This window comes from Halorubrum sp. SD683 (genome assembly GCF_002135045.1).
In the GTDB taxonomy this organism is placed as follows: domain Archaea; phylum Halobacteriota; class Halobacteria; order Halobacteriales; family Haloferacaceae; genus Halorubrum; species Halorubrum ezzemoulense.
In genome coordinates this window covers 1-14,618 of the sequence record NZ_NEWJ01000070.1, presented here as the reverse complement: position 1 = coordinate 14,618, position 14,618 = coordinate 1, and the positions used below count along the sequence as shown (strand labels likewise).

The window sequence follows — 14,618 nt, the reverse complement described above, 5'->3', positions numbered from 1 at the left end:
CGAACGCACCGCGGAGCGGCACGCTGACCGGATCGCACAGCGGTACAAGGGGGGAGTCCATGACCGGTCGCTCGTCGCGTCCGGGGTGGTTCCGGAGGCCCCCGCGGGCGAGTACGCCGACGTGACGTACGCGGAGATGCGGGGGATCGTCCGGAACCTCGCGACCGGGCTGCGCGGGCTGGGCGTCGACGACGACACGCGACTGGCGATGTACTCGCAGACCCGCATGGAGTGGGCTCAGACCGACTTCGCGGCGCTGGCCGCTGGCGGCGTCGTGACGACCGTGTACGCCTCGTCGTCCCCGAGCCAGCTGCGCTACCTGCTGGAGGACCCCGAGGCGACCGTGGTCGTGGCCGAGAACCGCGAGATGCTCCGCGAGGTCCTCGCGGTGCGCGGCGACCTCGAACACGACCTCGACGCGATCGTGACCCTCGACGAGGTCGACACCGACGACCTCGGGGACGATGCCGACGCTGACGTGGACGACGTGTACACCCTCGGCGAGGTCCACGAGCGCGGCGCCGCGGCGTTCGACGAGGCGGCCTACGATGGATGGCTCGACGCGGTCGGCGTCGACGACCTCGCCAGCCTGATCTACACCTCCGGGACCACCGGGAAGCCGAAGGGGGTCAGGCTCACCCACGGCAACTTCCGGGACAACGTCTCCCAGTGTTACCGGCGGTTCGCGGACCGACCCGACCGCGACCCGGAGGTGCCCGGCATCTCCGCCGAGTCGACGACGCTGTCGTTCCTCCCGCTCGCGCACGTCTTCGAGCGGATGGCCGGCCACTACATGATGTTCGCGGCGGGCGCGACGGTCGCGTACGCGGAGAGCCCCGACACGCTCCGCGAGGACTTCGGGCTCGTCCGCCCGACGACGACCACCAGCGTCCCGCGCGTCTACGAGAAGCTGTACGACGCGATCCGCGAGCAGGCGAGCGAGTCGCCGGTGAAGGAGCGCATCTTCGAGTGGGCGGTCGACGTGGGCCGCGACCACCACGAGGCCGACGCCCCCGGTCCGCTACTCGACGCCAAGCGGGCGGTGGCCGATCGGCTCGTCTTCTCGTCGGTCCGGGAGGCGATCGGCGGGAACGTCGACTTCTTCATCTCGGGCGGCGGGTCGCTGTCGGCGGAGCTGTGCGCGCTGTACCACGCGATGGACCTGCCGATACTTGAGGGATACGGCCTGACGGAGACGTCGCCCGTCATCTGCGTCAACCCGCCCGAGAAGCCGAAGGTCGGCACCATCGGGCCGCCGGTGGTCGACACCGAGATCGCGATCGACGGCTCCGTGGTGGGACAAGAGGTCGCGGACCTGGCCGGCGACGTCGGCGAACTGCTCGTCCGGGGGCCACAGGTGACGGACGGCTACTGGAACCGGCCGGACGCGACCGCAGACGCGTTCGTCGACGCGGACGACCTCCCGACCGACGCCGTCACCGCCGGGACCCCGGCCGACGACCGCGTCGGCGTCGGCGGGGACGGCCCCGGAGACGCGGAGGCCGCCGCCGCGGAGCCGTGGTTTCGCACCGGTGACATCGTCCAGCTCCGCCCCGACGGCTACGTCGCGTTCCGCGAGCGCGCGAAGCAGCTGCTCGTGCTCTCGACCGGGAAGAACGTCGCCCCCGGACCGATCGAGGACCGGTTCGCCGCCAACGAGTTCGTCGAGCAGTGCGTCGTCCTCGGCGACGGTCGGAAGTTCGTCTCGGCGCTCATCGTGCCGAACTTCGAGAGGGTCGAGGCGTGGGCCGAGGCCAACGGGATCGACTTGCCCGCGGAGCGCGCCGCGGTCTGCCGCGACGACCGCGTCCGCGAGCGGATTCAGGAGGAAGTCGACCGCGTGAACGAGGAGTTCGAGTCGTACGAGAAGATCAAGCAGTTCCGGCTCGTCGAGGAGGAGTTCACCGAGGAGAACGACCTGCTCACGCCGACGATGAAGAAGAAGCGACGGAACATCTTAGACCGATTCGCCGACGAGGTCGAGGTCATCTACGAGGAGTAGAGCGGCCGGAACCGGGCAGAACTAGAAACCGATATCCGTCGCGAGAGAGTAAATTCGGCGATGGGTCCCCACGTACCGCCCCGATACGGCTTCGCCGCTCTGGGGGGGTGTTGTTTCGGCCTCGGTGTGCTCCACCTGACTCACGCGGGCCCGACCGTGGGGATCGCACTCGAATCGGTGCTGATACTCGGCCTCTCGGGCGTCGCCTTCTACACCGTTCGCGACCTCCCGCGCTGGGGGATCTCTCGCTCCGGCCAGTGGCGAGCGGTCCGGATCGGCGCGGGGACCGCGCTCGGGTTCACCGGGCTCGCCGCCGTCGTCTGGCTCATTTGGCTGATCGGACACCACGCGTTCAAGCTCCCCTTTCTGCTCTCGTTCGCCGCCAGTCTCGGCGCGGCGGTCGGGTCTCGCGGGAGCCTCTACGCGGTGAAGGCGGACGAACAGCTCACCGAGGCGCAGGAGCTCGCGACGCTGCTCTCGATCAACGACCGGGTGTTGCGCCACAACATCCGGAACGAGCTCTCGGTGGCGCTCGGGTACCTCACCGAGATCGAGGCGGCGGACGACAGCCCGGAGACCCGAGCGCAGGTGGCGACGATCCGCGACCACTTGGAGTCGCTCCTCGACACGAGCGAGCGGACGCGACGGCTCGCGTCGATCTGGCAGACCGACGCGCGCTGCTCGGTGGACCTGGTCACCGTCGTCGAGGAGGAGGTGGCGCAGTTGACCGCCGAAGCGCCCGACGCGACGATCCGCACGGAGCTGCCGGAGCGCTGCGTCGTCCGGACGCATCCGTCCGTCCGGGTCGCGTTCGAAGAGGCGCTGCGGAACGCCGTCGAACATAACGACGACGTGACCGTGACGGTGCGCGTGTGGCGCGACGATGCGGTACACCTCGTCGTCGCGGACGACGGACGCGGCATCCCGCGGATCGAGCGGCGGACGCTCCGAAACTCCGAGGAGACCCCGCTCGAACACACCGAAGGCGTCGGGCTGTGGCTGATCTACTGGGCCGTGAACCGGGCGGGCGGAACGGTCGAGTTCGCGGAGAACGAGCCGGGGGGAACTGCGGTCCGGATCCGCCTCCCCGATCGGCCGGATTCGGACGGCTCGGCCGGCGTCGACTCCGGAGAGGATCGGCGGTGAGAGTGAGGTCGGAAGCCTCGGAGTAGCGGCCGTGCGACCCGTGCGGGAGCGATCTCGGTCGGTTCGGGCGCCGCGTCGACCGCGTGGCGGCGCGAGCCGTTCGCTGGACACCGAGGTCGCGGTCAGTTCGTTAGGCGTGGGAGAAGCGCGCCGTTCGCGTGGCGTTAGGCCGACGACGGCGTGGACTCCGGCTGTTCGTCGCGCTCGACCGAGTCGCCGTCGGCCGGTGTCGACTCCGTCACGGGGTCGCCGAACGCGTACACCGTGTTGTGGCCGGTCACCTCGACGGTGAGGAAGTCGCCGGCCTCGACGCCGCGATCGGTCGCGTTCTGGACGATGATCTGTCGGTAGGCGCCGTCGCGGCACTTGACCGAGTCGCCCGTCCCCTCCTCGACGACGAGCACCTCGAACGTCCCGCCGACCATCGACTCGTACGCCTCGCCGACGACCTCCATCTTCAGCTCGGACATCGCCTTCGACCGCTCCTTCTTGACGGTCCCGCCGAGCCCCTTCATGTCGGCCGCGTCGGTGCCGGGGCGCTTCGAGAAGCGGGTAACGTTGATCTTTTCGGGCCGGACCTCGGCGAGCAGGTCCATCGAGCGCTCGTGGTCGGCCTCGCTCTCTGTGGGGAACCCGACGATGAAGTCGGTCGACAGCGTCCAGTGGTCGAGCCGGTCGTCGAAGGTGTCGACGACCTCGCGGAACTTCTCGACGCGGTGCTGGCGGCGCATGTCTTCGAGCACGTCGTCGGAACCGGACTGGACCGGCGCGTGGATGAAGTCGTACAGCTCCTCGTTCTCGGCGAACACGTCGGCCAGCTCCTCGTGGATGCCGTGGATGCCGCCGGGGTTCGCCATCCCCAGCCGCACCCGGAAGTCGCCGTCGATGTCGCAGATGCGGTCGAGCAGCTCGGGAAGCTTCCGGTCGCCGTCGTCCCAGCCGTAGACGCCCGTGTCCTGCCCGGTGACGCGGATCTCCTTCGCGCCGGCGTGGATCAAGGCCCGGGCCTTCTCGACGTTCTCCTCGACCGACGGGGAGTCGACCCGGCCGGTGGCGAACTTGGTGATACAGTACGAGCAGTTGCTCATACAGCCGCGCGCGATCGGGAGGAGACCGACGACGCCGTCGAGGACCGGTTCGGCGTCGGGCGTGACCGTCGGGCACTCGCCGTTGAGCACGTACGAGGGGACCTCGTCCCAGTGGAGGATCTCGGCGTCGACGTCGGCTTCGGCGAACATCTCGCCCTGTGCCAGCGCCATACAGCCGGTAACGACGAGTTCGGCCGTCGTCTCCGACAGCTCCTCGGCGCGGCGGAGCATGTTCCGCTCCGTCTTCTCGACGACGGTACAGGTGTTGAGGATGGCGACGTCCGCGTCGTCCGGGCCGTCGGCCGGGCGGTGCCCCCCGTCGCGGAGGGCGCGCTCGATCTCCCGGCTCTCTCCCCGGTTCGAGCTACAGCCGTACGTTTCGATGTGGTACGTCGCCATCGGAGTGTCCTTACTATCGGTCCCGAGGGCAAAAGCGCGACGGATCGGGGCGTCGGCGGCCCGGCGAGTCGGCCCCGTTCCGCGTCAGTCTTCCGCGACCGCGGCAGTCGGCGCGTCGGCCTCGGAGGCCGAGTCGGCGGTCGCCTCCGGCTCGTCGACGGGGTCGCGCTCGGCCGGCGGAACCGCTTGGTAGACGGACCGGCGGGCGTCGCGGGGGCACAGCCCCTCCTCGACGAGGCCGACCTCGGTGAGCTTCTCGACCGCGAACCGGACGGTGCGGGTCGAGAGGCGGGTCTCCTCGGCGAGGCCGGTCTGGTCGAACCGGCCCTCCGCGTCGAGCACGTAGTAGACCAGTTTGGCGCTCGGCGGGAGCGGTTCGAGCAGCTCGCGGGTTCCGTCGTCCATACGTTACTTACAGGGGCGAATCGCGCATAACCGTGGCCCGCCTGTGCGCACCCTGCGCACGCCAACCGTCTTTTTATATACTATGGTTCAGGGCGGAACTCGAACCGCGCGCCGTCCCTGTCGTCGACCGACAGTTCCCAACCGTGAGCGGCCGCGATCTCTCGCACGATCGCGAGGCCGAACCCCGTCCCGTCCGGGGTACTTGATCGCCCGTACTCCGTCGCCGCCTCGGGGTCGATGTCGAAACCGCGTCCGTCGTCCGCGACGTAGAAACCGTCCGGGAGCGATCCAACGGAGACCGTGAGGTCGTCGGCGTCGTCCGAGCCGTGCTCGACGCCGTCGTCGGGCGTTGCCCGACTGCTCGTGGAACCGTGTTCCACGCTGTTCGTAAACAGGTTCTCGAGGAGCGTCCGGAGCCGCTCCGGGTCGGCGTCGACCGCGTCCGTCGCAGCCGACGCGTCGAGCGTGGCGCCCGCCGTGTCGACGGTGCGCCACGCGCGTTCGGCCGCCTCGTCCAGCGGGACGGGCTCGATGTCGTCGACCGTCCGACCCTGCCGCGCCAGCGCGAGGAGGTCGTCTATCAGCTGCGTCATCCGGTCGTGGGCGTCTTCCACCCGATCGAGCTCATCGAGGACCGCCGCGTCGTCGGTCAGCGCCCGAGCCAGGTCCGTCCGGCCGGCCGCGACGTTGAGCGGGTTCCGGAGGTCGTGAGAGACCAGCCCGGCGAACTTCTCCAGCCGGTCTATCTCCCGCTGGAGCGCCGCGTCCCGCTCGCGCAGCTGTTCTGTCCGCTCGGCGTGGTTGAGCGCGACCGTGACGTTCGCGGCGAGGACGCGGGCCAACTGGACGTCCGTCGCGTCGAAGAACTCCGGCTCCCGCGACCCCAACGGCATCACCCCGTGTTCGCCGAGCGGGACGACGAGGAGGCTCCGGTGTTCGCCGTACCCGACCGCGGTGTCGACCGTGTCGAGGTCGTCGACTACGATCGGCTGGCCGGACTCGAACGCCTCCCAGACGCGGCCGTCGCCCGGACCGAACGCGGGGCGGTCGCCGAACGCCGCGGTGGCCTCCTCGCTTATCGCCGTCGGGCGGAGGACGTTCGTCTCCGGCTCGTACAGCCGGACCCCGCTGCTCGGAAACCCGAGGGTGTCGATCGCCGCGCGGGTGGCCACCTCGGCGATCTCCGCCCGCGAGTCGCCGCCGAACATCTCGCGGGTCGTCGCGTGGAGCCGCCGAAGCGTCCGCTCGATGCGTTTCTGGTCGTCGATGTCGGCGTAGACGCTGTAGAGGACCGTCTCGTCCGACTGCTTGACGGGGATGACGTGGAGGATAAAATCGCGAATCCCGTCGACGGTCCGCCGGCGCACTTCGAGCCGCGAGGGCTCGCCGCGTTCGAGGACCGCCTCCGGCTCGAACCGCTCGGCGCTGTCCGGGATGACCTCGTCGCAGACCTCCTCGTACCCGCTGTCGGCGCCGTAGCCGAACGTCTCCCGGAACGCCTCGTTGGCGGCGTCGAGGCGACGGCCGCCCCCGTCGAGGGCGACGGTGCGCACCGCCGGGAGGGGGAGGTCGTGGAACAGCGCCGTCAGCCGATCTCGCTCCCGACGGAGCGCGTTCTCCGTCTCGATCTGCTCGATGGCGTTGGCCGCGTGGGCCGCCAGCAGCTCCGCGAACTCGACGTCGCTCTCGTCGAACGCGGCGTGCCCGTTCGAGACGGCCTGTAACACCCCGTGGGAACCGATCGGGACGCTGATCGCTGACCGGATGTCGTCGGCGACCGGGTCCGCCACCTCCGACCCGGTCCGGCGGTCGGCTCCGACCGACGACCGACCCGGAGAGGAGGGGTCCTCCAGTTCGTCCGGGTCCGCTGGGTCGACGCTGAGGTTGTCGACCACCATCGTCTCCTGCTCCGCGACCGTGGTCCCGACGACCCCCTCGCCGATGTCGAACGCCCGGACCTCCTCCTCGCTGACGCTCTCGGAGAGGACGGCCGGGACGACCTTATCGCCGCGGCGGCGGGCGGTGACGCAGCGGTCGAACTCCAAGATGTCCTCGGCCGCGTCGACCGTCCGGTCGAACACCGTCGCAACGTCGGTCACCGATGCCAGCTCCGCCGCGAACTCGTGGATCGCCGTGACCTTCGCGTTCACCTCACGGAGGTCCCGCTCTGCCCGGCGGCGGCCGAGCGCGTTCGCGACGCTGTTCGCGAGCATCTCGTAGCGGTCGCGACCGGCCCCCTTCTGGAGGTAGTCCGTCACCCCAGCGGAGATGGCGTCGCTCGCGATCTCCTCGCTCCCCTTCCCGGTGAACAGCACGAAGGGGAGCCCGGGGTCGATATCGCGGACCGATTCGAGGAACTCGAGCCCGTTTGATCCCGGCATGTCGAAGTCGCTGACGACGCAGTCGACGCGGCCGTCGCGGACCACCTCCAGCCCCTCGTCCGGCGACAGCCGCGTCAGCGTCTCGATCCCGTCCACGAGCCGATCGACGTGCGTGGCCGCGAGGTCAGCCGCCCCCGGCTCGTCGTCGACGAACAGGACACATCGGGACGAGTCGGCGTTCGATCCCGGCGCGTCGGACGCGGCCGCTCCGGTCCCCGCAGAGGCGTCGCCGGGTTCAGAATTCATGTGCGTGTGTTTCCCTACCGGTAGTTTTAGCTTTCGCTCCGGATACCGAAATTGAAAAGCCCGCCGACCGCGGGGCCCTTACAGGAAGTCCTCGACGTGGTCGGCGACCTCCTCGGGGGTGTCCCCGACGGGGACGCCGGCGTCGTTGAGCGCGTCGATCTTCGACTGCGCGGTGCCGGTGCCGGAGCCGGAGACGATGGCGCCCGCGTGGCCCATGCGCTTGCCCGGCGGCGCGGTGCGCCCGGCGATGAAGCCGGCGACCGGCGTGTCCATGTGCTCGCCGATGAACTTCGCGGCCTGCTCCTCGTCCTCGCCGCCGATCTCGCCGCACATCACGACCGCGTCGGTGTCGGTGTCGGCCTCGAACGCTTCGAGGGCGTCGACGAAGGACGTGCCGATGATCGGGTCGCCCCCGATGCCGATCGCCGTCGACTGGCCGAGCCCGCGCTCGGTGAGGTTGTCGACGACCTGGTAGGTGAGGGTGCCGGATCGAGAGACCAGCCCGACGTTCCCCTCGGAGAAGATGTTACCGGGGAGGATGCCCAGTTTTGCCTCGCCGGGCGTGATGATCCCGGGGCAGTTCGGACCGATGAGACGGGTGTCGGTCTCGCTCAGGCGCTTGTTCACCTTCGCCATGTCCTGCGTCGGGATCCCCTCGGTGATCGCGACCGCGAGGTCGAGGTCAGTGTCCAGCGACTCGAAGATCGCGTCGGCGGCGAACGCCGGCGGCACGAAGATGACGGAGGCGTCCGCGTCCTCGGCCTCGACGGCCTCGTCGACGGTGTCGTAGACGGGGACGCCGTCGACCTTCTGTCCGCCCTTGCCGGGCACCGCGCCGGCGACGACGTTGGTGCCGTACTCGATCATCTGGCCGGCGTGGAACTTCCCCTCCCCGCCGGTGATCCCCTGGACCACCACTCTGGTGTCGTCGTCGACGAAAATGCTCATTGGGTCACCTCCTCCGCGTTCGCGACCGCGCGCTGGACCGCGTCCTCCAGCGTCTTCTCGACCTCGACGAGGTCGGTGTTCAGAATATCCATCCCCTCCTCGGCGTTCGTGCCGGCGAGCCGGACGACCACCTTCTTGGGGATCTCGTCGAACTGCTCTAGGGCCTCGTTGATCCCCTTGGCGACCTCGTCGCCGCGGGTGATCCCGCCGAAGATGTTGAAGACGACGGCGTCGACGTTGTCGTCGGAGAACACCATGTCGAGCGCCTGCGTGACGCGCTCGGCCTTCGCCCCGCCGCCGATGTCGAGGAAGTTCGCGGGCGCGCCGCCGTAGTAGTCGACGAGGTCGAGGGTCGTCATCACGAGCCCGGCGCCGTTGCCGATGATGCCGACGTTCCCGGAGAGGCGGACGTAGTCGAAGCCGTACTCGCCGGCCTTGCGTTCGAGGTCGTCCTCGTAGGACGCCTCGGCTATGTCGGCCAGGTCGGACTGGCGGAACAGCGCGTCTTCGTCGATGTTCATCACGGCGTCCGCGGCAATCACGTCGCGGTCGCCCGTGATCATCACAGGGTTGACCTCGATCTCGGAGGCGTCGTTCTCCTCGTAGAGGTCGTACAGTGTCGAGAGGATCGAGGCCACGTCGAGCGCCACGTCGGCGTCGACGCCGGCCTCGTAGACGACCTTCCGGGCTTGGTACGGGTGGAGGCCGAACGCGGGGTCGACGTGTTCGCGCGCGATCGCGTCGGGGTTCTCCTCGGCGACCTCCTCGATGTTGACGCCGCCCTCGGTCGACACCATCAGGACCGGCTTCCCCTCGCCGCGGTCCATCGTGACGCCGACGTACAGCTCGTCGACGAAGTCGACGCCGGCCTCGACGAGGACCTGATCGACGGTGTATCCCTTCAGGTCCATCCCGAGGATCTCGTCGGCGTACTGTTCGGCCTCCTCGCGGTCCGTCGCGATCTTGATCCCGCCGGCCTTGCCGCGGCCCCCCACGTGGACCTGCGCCTTGATCGCGGCCGGGTACCCGATCTCGTCGACAGCGTCGAGCGCCTCGTCGACGCTCGTCGCGAGCCGGGAGTCCGGAACCGGGATCCCGGCATCGGCGAAGAGAGACTTCGCTTGATATTCGTGAAGTTTCATCCGTGTGGGATCGGTACCGACACCGGCTTAAATGGTTCCGATTCGACGCGCCTCCTTTGGCATCGGGCGTCTGCTACCCCCATGGATCCCGCCGAATTCCTCCGGAACGGGACGGTCAGCGTCCCGGCGGAGACGTACGCGGTCTGCCGGACCGACGGCGAACACCCCGGCGCGTTCGCGACTGTCCGGGAGGTCGGTGAGACGACGGTGGTGGTCGACCAGGACGAGGCGGACGCCGTCGCGACCGACGCGGTCGAGCCCGGGTGGAAGCGCCTCACCTTCGAGCCCAAGCTCCCCTTCGAGCTGGTCTGGTTCCTCGCGGCGGTCGCGACGGCGCTCGCCGAGGTCGACGCCTCGGTGTTCGTCGTCTCGTCGTACGCGACCGACCACGTGTTCGTCAAGCGGGACGACCGCGCCGCGCCCGTCCGGCGGCTGGAAGCACTGGGCTGCGAAGTCGCCGACTGAGGTCGCCGAGCGGGCGGCTTAGTCCTCGTCGCCGAGGATGACGCGGTGGGTCATCGCCTCGGGGGCGAGCACCTCGTCGGCCTCCTCCTCGGTTAGGTAGCCGGCCTCGACCGCGGCCTCGCGGACGCTCTTCCCCTCCTTCAGGGCCGTCTTCGCGACCTTGCTGGCCTTATCGTAGCCGATCGCGGGGTTCAGCGCGGTCGCCAGCGCCATCGACTGCTCGACGCGTTCGCGCGCGAACTCCTCGTTCGCCTCCAGCTTCCCGACGAAGCGCTCGCCGAACGTCTCGGCGACGTTCGCGATCAGCTTCGCGGATTCGAGGAAGTTGTGCGCGATGACCGGCTTGTAGAGGTTCAGGTCGATCTCGCCGCGCGCGGCGCCCGCGGAGACGGCGGCGTCGTTGCCGACGACCTGCTTGTGGACCTGGTTGACCGACTCGGCGACGACGGGGTTGATCTTCCCGGGCATGATCGAGGAGCCGGGCTGGTTCTCCGGCTGCTCGACCTCGCCGAGCCCGTTGCGCGGGCCGGAGGCGAGGAGCCGCAGGTCGTTGGCCATCTTGTTGAGGCTACCCGCGATCGTTCGGAGGGCGCCGTGGCCCTCCGCCATCGCGTCGTGGGCGGCCTGCGCCTCGAAGTGGTTCTCCGCCTCGCGGAACTCCGTCCCGGTCTCGTCGGAGATGTACTCCGCGGCCAGCTCCGGGAACTCGGGGTGGGTGTTGAGCCCGGTCCCGACCGCGGTGCCGCCGAGGGCGAGTTCGCGGAGGTTCGACTGGACGGCCTCGGCGCGCTCGATCCCCTTCGATACCTGCGTCCGGTAGCCGCCGAACTCCTGGCCGAGTCGGATGGGGGTGGCGTCCTGGAGGTGCGTCCGGCCCGTCTTGACGACACCGTCGAATTCGGTCTCCTTGGCCTCCAGCTCGGCGTGGAGCGTCTCCAGCGCGGGCACGAGGTCCTTCTCGACGGCCTCCAGCGCGGCGACGTGCATCGCCGTGGGGATCACGTCGTTCGAGGACTGGCCGTAGTTGACGTGGTCGTTGGGGTGGACGACCCGGTCGCCGATCTCCGCGCCCGCGATCTCGGCGGCGCGGTTGGCGATCACCTCGTTAGCGTTCATGTTCGAGGAGGTGCCGGAGCCGGTCTGGAACACGTCGACCGGGAACTGGTCGTCGTGCTCGCCCGCGATCACCTCGTCGGCGGCGGCGACGATGGCCTCCGCGGTGTCGTCCTCGACGAGCCCGAGGTCGCGGTTGGCCTGCGCGGCCGCCTTCTTGACGACGCCGAGCGCGCGGATGAAGCGCCGGCTCATCCCGATCCCCGAGACGGGGAAGTTCTCGACGGCGCGCTGGGTCTGCGCGCCCCAGTAGGCGTCCGCCGGCACCTGCATCTCGCCGAGGCTGTCCTCCTCCGTGCGGTAGTCGTCTCCCATGCCTCGGCCTTCCCGCGAGACGCTGTAAAAGGTACTGGAAGGCGTCACCCACGTGAAATCGTGCGGTACGGTAGCAACACAATTGCCACCGAGAAACACGACTTTTACGAGGGTTCCGGCGACTGCCTCGATGGGGCGAGCGCCGCCACGAAACCGCCTGTGGCGCCACACTTGAGATGTATCGGCCGCTCTCGGCCGGGAATTTAATTCGACTAAAACCGGTTCAACTCGGGGCGACGGCGTTCCCGTTATATACCGGTCCGGCGGCAACGGCCGAGCGCCAATGAGCTCGAACGACTCAGCGATCGGAACGGCGCTCGACCGCGACACGGTCCGGTCGACGAGCAGACTGCTGATCGGCGCGCTGGCGGTGGTCGGCGTGCTCTCGCTCGTGACGCTGCTACCGGGGGTGGACCGGCTCGTCCCGTTCGCGCCGGTGACGTTCGCCGCGGTCGCGACGGGCGTCGTCGCGCTCGCGGTGGCCGGGATCCTCCTGTACGCCGCGCCGAAGTTCGCGCTGCTGACGCGCCTGGCGCTCGGCGAGGCCGACGCGGAGGGGGACGCTCGCCCGGACCGGATCGCCGAGAACGCGGGCGGCGTGGTCCACTGGCTCGTCGTCTTCGGGGCGGTGCTCGTCGCGTACCGCGGGCTCGCGGGCGTCGCGGTCCCCGTGTTGAACGGCGCCGCGTGGGCGTACGACGCCGCCTTCCTGTTCGTCGCGCTCGTCCCAGTGGTGTTCCTCGTCGCCCGCCTGACCGTCACGGTCGACCCGCTCGCTGAACTGGTCGCCGACCGCGTCGCGGGCGGCGCCGGCGCCGCAAATGACGACGGTGCCGGCGACGACGACGAGGTCGACGACTCCGCGGCCGAATTCGACGAGCCGACTGCGAGCGAGACCGGCGAGGACGGCTGACCGAAACGCCGACGCCGCACTCCCTCATTTAAAAATGAACGGGAGCGTGACGAGCGCCCCGTTGATCCCGAACGCGACCAGCAACAGCAGCCCGAGCGGCGGATCGTCGCCCGGATAGGTCGCGAGCAGCACGAGCGCGCCGACTCCCAGCGCGGCCAGCCCGAGCGTCAGCGCGGCGTCCGACCACCGGTTCCACGCGTCGTCGAGCGCGGGTTCGAGCCTCGCGAGCGGCCGGTCGGTCTCGGGGTCGTCGCCAGCACGGTCGGATCGGTCAGTCCACGCCGTATCGTCGACCGGCTCGTCGAGCCACGCGTCGCGTTCGGCGGTCCGTTCCGCTGTTCCACGTGAACCCGAATCCCCCCGGCCGAGCAGCCGCCGGATCCCGGAGCGGCCGGCGGCCGCGAACAGCGCCGCGACCGCGACCGCGGCGAGTCCGCCGAGGACGGTCGCAGAGGTGACGCGCGCCTCGACGGCCAGAAAGAGCGCGACGAACGCCAGCAGCGAGACCGCGGCGAGGACCCCGCGGACGGCGCGGACGAGTTCGGATCGCATCGGCATGGAGGGTGGAAGCGGGAAGTCGGCGGAAACGCGGCGCGGTTTCAGGCCTCGTCGACGGGGAGCAGCCCGGCATCGCGGAGGTCACCGGCGAGCGCACCGTCGCCGTGCTCCACGTACGCTTCGGGCGTGTACGTCTTGATTTCCAACGCGTGGACCGACTGCGTCATGTGATCGCCGACCGCGTCGTACACGCGCTGGTGCTGGTCGACGAGCGATTCGCCCTCGAAGGCCGGCGAGACGACGACGGCCGCGAAGTGGGCGTCCTCGTCCTCGTCGTTGTGGATCCGGGGCGCGGTGACCCGGGCGACCGCGTCGGGGAGGTCCGCCTCTATGAGGTCGGCCACCTCGTCGGGTTCGATCGGCATGGTCCCGCTCGGTTGCGGAGGGGCAAAAGTCGACCGGCCACGTCCGGCGGGGCGAACGCGCTCTGGCAAGGGGAGCGCGCTCAGACGCGGTCGAGCCGCGAGAGCCCGTTCCAGATAGCGTCGACGAGCCGCGACTCGGCGTCGTCACCGGGGGCCGTCTCCTCCCACCCGCGTGCGACGGCGTCCTCCAACACCGCGAGCGAGTGGTTCTCGAAGTTGTTCATGCCGCGGAAGGACTCCAGCGCGTCGCGAGCGTCCTCGCCGAACTCCGCGGTCGGCTCGCCGTCGTAGAAGCCGAGGTCGGCGAGCGCCGACCCGACAGCGACCGCCGTCTCGCCGGCCAGTTCCCGCGTCTCGTCGGGCGCCTCGCGTTCGAGGAGGGTCACGTCGTATATCTTGAACACGCGCTCCAACTCGTCGATCGGCCGCTCGTGGTCATCGACGCGCACGTCGACCCAGCGGTCGTTCCTGCCGTCGTAGCCGCCCTCGGGCTTCGCGACGTACAGCGCCGCGGACTGCTCGCCGCGCTTGTCGCCACCGGCCTCGTTGCCCGCGTGGAGCGCGGCGATCAACCGTTCCGGGAGCCCCCCGTCGGTCTCCTCGAACGCTGCGGCCATCGCGTCGAGGGTGTCGGCGTTCTCCAGGATGTTCCCCTGGACCGTGTAGTGGTCACCCTGTCGGTCGCCCGCGTGGTCGTGACACTCGTCGCCCGTGAACGCCGCCGGGGGCTCCTCGGGGTCGACGCCGACGATCCCCACCTGCCGCGAGGGCGCCTCGTCGTCGGCGCCCGTGAGCCGGTCAATCGCCTCCGCGGGGGCGTGCCCCTCGCGGAGCAGGTCGAGCCCGTCGGGGCCGTAGGCGACGTTCGCGAAGCTCTGTGTGGCGACCGCGCCCGCGTCGGCGCTGACGAACGGGACGACGGCGCCGACGCCGACGAACTTGGACTGGACCGCGACGCCGACCGCGTCCGTCTCCGGATCGCGCGCGGCGATCGAGAACGTCGAGGGTCGAGGTGGCATACGGAACCGATCGTGGGGGGCGACGAGCATAAATCCGCCCGTCGCGCGAGCCAGAGTCGAGCGCTTCGGGCGGCGTCACGTCGCCACTTCGGTCGGCATCGCCCCCGCCGCCC

The 14,618-nt window shown here is 69.9% G+C and carries 13 protein-coding genes; 4 read left to right on the top strand and 9 right to left on the bottom strand.

Going from position 1 to position 14,618, the window contains the following annotated elements:
- The coding region (locus B9G49_RS13575) for a long-chain fatty acid--CoA ligase (RefSeq protein ID WP_086216732.1) at nt 1-2,002 on the top strand (2,002 nt) is incomplete at its 5' end.
- A gap of 60 nt (nt 2,003-2,062) precedes the next feature.
- Entirely contained in the window at nt 2,063-3,148 is a 1,086-nt protein-coding gene (locus B9G49_RS13570) for a sensor histidine kinase KdpD (RefSeq protein WP_080508527.1), read from the top strand.
- 164 nt (nt 3,149-3,312) lie between these two features.
- On the opposite strand, the gene B9G49_RS13565 is transcribed toward B9G49_RS13570, so the two are convergent.
- From B9G49_RS13565 to sucC, 5 genes are all read right to left on the bottom strand, one after another.
- The gene (locus tag B9G49_RS13565; protein WP_086216731.1) at nt 3,313-4,635 is read right to left on the bottom strand and encodes a tRNA (N(6)-L-threonylcarbamoyladenosine(37)-C(2))-methylthiotransferase; all 1,323 of its coding nucleotides are present in this window, start codon (nt 4,633-4,635) and stop codon (nt 3,313-3,315) included.
- 84 nt (nt 4,636-4,719) lie between these two features.
- On the bottom strand, nt 4,720-5,040 hold the full coding sequence (locus B9G49_RS13560; protein WP_049929458.1) for a hypothetical protein: 321 nt from the start codon (nt 5,038-5,040) through the stop codon (nt 4,720-4,722).
- A gap of 80 nt (nt 5,041-5,120) precedes the next feature.
- The gene (locus B9G49_RS13555) at nt 5,121-7,667 is read right to left on the bottom strand and encodes a GAF domain-containing protein (RefSeq protein WP_086216730.1); all 2,547 of its coding nucleotides are present in this window, start codon (nt 7,665-7,667) and stop codon (nt 5,121-5,123) included.
- Nucleotides 7,668-7,745: 78 nt separating this feature from the next.
- Entirely contained in the window at nt 7,746-8,615 is an 870-nt protein-coding gene (gene sucD, locus B9G49_RS13550) for a succinate--CoA ligase subunit alpha (protein ID WP_086216729.1), read from the bottom strand.
- On the bottom strand, nt 8,612-9,757 hold the full coding sequence (sucC, locus tag B9G49_RS13545; protein ID WP_086216728.1) for an ADP-forming succinate--CoA ligase subunit beta: 1,146 nt from the start codon (nt 9,755-9,757) through the stop codon (nt 8,612-8,614). Before sucC ends, sucD begins: the two co-directional genes overlap by 4 nt.
- 81 nt (nt 9,758-9,838) lie before the next feature.
- Here sucC and B9G49_RS13540 point away from each other — a divergent pair, with 81 nt between their 5' ends.
- Nucleotides 9,839-10,222 carry an ACT domain-containing protein gene (locus tag B9G49_RS13540; RefSeq protein ID WP_086216727.1) on the top strand — a complete coding sequence of 128 codons (384 nt, stop codon included), beginning with the start codon at nt 9,839-9,841 and terminating at the stop codon, nt 10,220-10,222.
- 18 nt (nt 10,223-10,240) lie between these two features.
- Here B9G49_RS13540 and B9G49_RS13535 read toward each other — a convergent pair whose 3' ends face one another.
- A complete protein-coding gene (locus B9G49_RS13535; protein WP_086216726.1) occupies nt 10,241-11,650 on the bottom strand; it encodes a class II fumarate hydratase in 1,410 nt (469 codons plus the stop codon).
- Nucleotides 11,651-11,933: 283 nt separating this feature from the next.
- On the opposite strand from B9G49_RS13535, the gene B9G49_RS13530 reads away from it, so the two are divergent.
- Complete coding sequence (locus B9G49_RS13530; RefSeq protein ID WP_086216725.1) at nt 11,934-12,563, top strand: hypothetical protein; 630 nt, start codon at nt 11,934-11,936, stop codon at nt 12,561-12,563.
- Nucleotides 12,564-12,587: 24 nt separating this feature from the next.
- Here B9G49_RS13530 and B9G49_RS13525 read toward each other — a convergent pair whose 3' ends face one another.
- The 3 genes from B9G49_RS13525 to B9G49_RS13515 all read right to left on the bottom strand — a co-directional run bounded on the left by B9G49_RS13525 (nt 12,588) and on the right by B9G49_RS13515 (nt 14,505).
- Nucleotides 12,588-13,115: a hypothetical protein gene (locus B9G49_RS13525; RefSeq protein ID WP_086216733.1), complete on the bottom strand. Its 528-nt coding sequence runs from the start codon at nt 13,113-13,115 to the stop codon at nt 12,588-12,590.
- Nucleotides 13,116-13,162: 47 nt separating this feature from the next.
- A complete protein-coding gene (locus B9G49_RS13520) occupies nt 13,163-13,486 on the bottom strand; it encodes a BolA family protein (protein WP_086216724.1) in 324 nt (107 codons plus the stop codon).
- 80 nt (nt 13,487-13,566) lie between these two features.
- Nucleotides 13,567-14,505, bottom strand: a complete 939-nt coding sequence (locus tag B9G49_RS13515; RefSeq protein WP_049929449.1) for a DUF1028 domain-containing protein — start codon at nt 14,503-14,505, stop codon at nt 13,567-13,569.
- Nucleotides 14,506-14,618 lie beyond the last annotated feature (113 nt).